Source organism: Marinobacter pelagius (assembly GCF_003315345.1).
Lineage (GTDB): Bacteria > Pseudomonadota > Gammaproteobacteria > Pseudomonadales > Oleiphilaceae > Marinobacter > Marinobacter pelagius_A.
Map to the genome: position 1 here is coordinate 1 of NZ_QNRO01000049.1, position 1,683 is coordinate 1,683.

The 1,683-nt window shown below is 56.7% G+C and carries 1 pseudogene; it reads right to left on the reverse strand.

Going from position 1 to position 1,683, the window contains the following annotated elements:
- Positions 1–36 precede the first annotated feature (36 nt).
- Positions 37–1,607, reverse strand: a pseudogene (locus DET50_RS19290) (IS3 family transposase).
- Between the last annotated feature and the right edge of the window lie 76 nt (positions 1,608–1,683).

Here is a 1,683-nt window from a genome sequence, read left to right on the forward strand (position 1 = left end):
CGGCGATTTTCAACCCAGTTGTCCAAATGACCGCGTTTAAGCGGCCAATTTATTGCGCTCGATTTCCTGCAACTTGCCAGGGTTAAGCGATACCGGTCCGGTCACTTCCCAGTTTCGGGTGGGGCCAGACCAGCGCCGTGGATTCCGGCGCTTTGCTCTTTCATAAACCATTTTCCGGTGCGCCAAGCGTTCGTGATCAACACCCCGATGCCGGTCTACTGGTGTCACGAACCGGATACCGCTGTGGAGGTGTCGTTCGTTGTAGGCGTGCTCGAACGCCAGCATCCAGTCACGCACTGCCGTCAGTGATTCAAAGCCCTTTGAGGGCCACTCCGGGCAGTATTTGACGGTCCGGAACAGCGACTCCGAGTAAGGATTATCGTTGCTGACTCTCGGCCTGCTGTGCGACATCAACATGCCCAGATCGGCCAACCGAGCCTTGAGCGTGTAAGACGTCATCGGCGCGCCATTGTCGGAGTGCAGTACCGGCGGATTGTGCCAGCAGCCCTCGCGCAGCAATGCACGCTCAACCAGCTTCCTGGCCAGTTCTCCGGATTCGGCCTCATGGATTTCCCAGGCGACGATCTTGCGACTGTAGATGTCCATGATCAGGTACAGATACCAATGCTGACCACGCACCGCTGACGGACAATAACTGATGTCCCAACTCCACACCTGGTTCGGGCCTGTCGCGGTGAAGCTGGTCGGTTCAGGCACCTTGCGAGGCGGCTTCATGCGCCCCCGGTAATTCTGTTGTTGGTGCTTTTTCAGCACCCGATAAAACGACGACTCAGAAGCCAGATAGACGCCTTTGTCGGCCAGTGACGGCACGATCTGCGACGGTGGCGAACTCCGGTACTGAGGTTGATTACATGCACTCAGAATGGCCAACTCCTCGGCCTGGGTGAGTTTATGAGGCTGTTCAACCTGCTCCGCATCAGGACGGCGATCTTCAGCCACCCGACCGTCGGCACTGCGCCAGCGCTTCAATGTGCGCTCGCTGATATCCATCAGCTCTGCGGCCCTGTATCGGGCTGCACCACCGGCAACGGCTTCATCAAACAGCTCCAGGAGCCTTGCACGTTCGTCCAGCGGCGTCAGTCGTCCTCGCTGCTGTCCGGGTCTTCGCCGTACAAGGCTTCGAGCTTTTTTGACAACACCAGAAGCGAGGTGGTTTCAGCCAGAGCCTTGTCTTTGCGGCGAACTTCCGCTTTCAGCTTTTTGATAGTCTTGCGGGACTCTCGTTTCTGTTTCTGAGCCGCTTTATCCCGGTCTTGTTGCATGCCAGCGCCCTGAAGGCAGGCTTCTTTCCAGCGCTGCACTTGTTCCGGATACAGGCCTTTCTCACGACAATAGGCGCTGAGTTCGGCTTCAGACATCGATGCTGTTTCAATCACAACAGCCAGCTTGGCTTCGGGGGACCAGTCTTCCCCGGTATTACGATTACCTGGCACGGGCATTCCCTGTTCTCGACACTGTTTCAACCAACTATACAGAGTCACATCGGATATGCCTTCCTCTGCCGCCACCGACACGACACTTCGGTTCTGCGGAGGTAATAGCTTCTTCAACACTGCGGCTTTTCGTTCTTCGGAATAGCGTGGCATGAATGCTCCCATGCCGCCCCTGATTGGTTAAATTCAGGCGAAACCGCCTACTGGACAACTAGGCTGACAGAGGGGG